A 1,678-nucleotide genomic window follows, 5' to 3' on the forward strand; every position below is an offset into this window, starting at 1 on the left:
GGAGTGATCAGGGGGAAATTCAGGGACTTTTTCCCTGAAAATTAGGTAATTGACCCCCTCAAAATCGGTAAAACCCCACACCCCACACCCCACACCCTACACCCTGCCCCTAGGAAAAACTTTTTCAGCAGACCCTAAATAGACGGATGAAACCCGATAAAATCATCATCGGTTGGCGAGAATGGCTCGATTTACCTGATTTAGGCATTACCAAAATAAAGGCCAAGATTGATACAGGCGCTCGCTCCTCGGCCCTACACGCTTTTCATCTCCATCCTTTTCGAGATGGCGATCGCAATTGGCTGCGCTTTCAAGTTCATCCCTACCAAAAAGATAGTCACCACACTGTCACCACCACCGCAGAAATCCTCGAATGGCGACAGGTAAAAAATTCTGGGGGTCAAAGTCAACTACGTCCCGTTATTAGAACAAGCGTATTGCTTGGTGGTCGTCAATGGGCGATCGAATTAACTTTAACTAATCGCGATGTCATGGGTTTTCGGATGTTATTAGGACGAGAAGCGCTGAAAAAAGGCTTTCTTGTCCATCCGAATAAGTCTTTTTTACTGAGTTAAGTTATAAGCTAAACGGCTTTTACTTCGGATCACCGATATAGACTCCAAAAGGGTTATAGCTGTTGGATCATGCAGGTTAAGCGCCGTTTAGCTTATTTAGGGTTTGCGGCAAAAAGTTTTTCCTGGGGGCAGGGTGTGGGTTTTACCGATTTTCAGGTGGTCAATTACCTAATTTTCAGGGAAAAAGTCCCTGAATTTTCCCCCCGATCACTCCCAGGGCCGGTACTTTTTGATTGACAAAAAGTCTAAAAACCTTATCCAACAAGGTTTTTAGATTTATTCAGCCAGCCCTAAGTAGCGGGTAAATCTTGGTATTCAGCCAAAGCATTTATAAAAAACAAGTCTCCCCAAATTAAACCCGTATCTTGACTCTCCCCCGCTAACCGCTCGCGCGGTGTAGCGGGGGATTCTCGGTTCTTAGGCTTTTAACTAGATCGACCTGGTTTAACCCGGTCGATCCCCGTCAAATCGCCTCCGCAAGCGTTTTCTAACACGGTCAGCCCGACCGCGTTTTTTCCTCGGTTCTCGATTACCTTCGCTGATGCCGTATCTCTCGGTTCAATGTGGCCGCAGGAATTGCATCGGTGAACTCTTTCCGATAACGACTTTTTGCCGGTGAACGCACCACAATTAGGACACTCCTGTGAAGTTCCGTTTTTATCGACTTTCAGATAATATTTTCCCCGTTTCCAAGCGACAAACGGTAGTATCTCGTTGATAAAACTACCGACACCCGAATCTAGAGATTGCTTTCTAACGATCCCTCTAGACCAGGAAACGAAGTTAATATCTTCAACAAAGATATTATCAGCAAAATCGCAAAGGTAATGAGCTAACTTAAAATGCCAATCTCTACGAGTATTAGACACTTTTTCATGTAATCTTGCTATCTTCTCCTGAAGTTTTAACCAATTACTAGAGCCTTTAGTTTTCCGTTTCAAGCGTCTTTGTAGCAATTTAAGCTGACTCTGTACTTTCAACAAAAATCGAGGGGCTTTGATTAAATCTCCCCGTGAAGTAGCGACAAAACTCTCAATCCCCGCGTCGATTCCTAAACAGGTTTTCCCTACTGTCATATCGGGAACTAATTCCGTAGATTGGAA

Annotated in this window: 2 protein-coding genes; one reads left to right on the forward strand and one right to left on the reverse strand. The window is 44.4% G+C overall.

Annotated elements, in window-relative coordinates; all coding sequences use genetic code 11:
- Positions 1–146: 146 nt before the first annotated feature.
- Complete coding sequence (locus tag O9290_RS13290) at positions 147–575, forward strand: ATP-dependent zinc protease family protein (RefSeq protein ID WP_079205903.1); 429 nt, start codon at positions 147–149, stop codon at positions 573–575.
- A gap of 425 nt (positions 576–1,000) precedes the next feature.
- Here O9290_RS13290 and O9290_RS13295 read toward each other — a convergent pair.
- The coding region (locus O9290_RS13295; protein WP_288087145.1) for an RNA-guided endonuclease InsQ/TnpB family protein at positions 1,001–1,678 on the reverse strand (678 nt) is incomplete at its 5' end.

Origin of the sequence: Microcystis sp. LE19-41.2A (genome assembly GCF_027530405.1) — a bacterium.
In the GTDB taxonomy this organism is placed as follows: domain Bacteria; phylum Cyanobacteriota; class Cyanobacteriia; order Cyanobacteriales; family Microcystaceae; genus Microcystis; species Microcystis aeruginosa.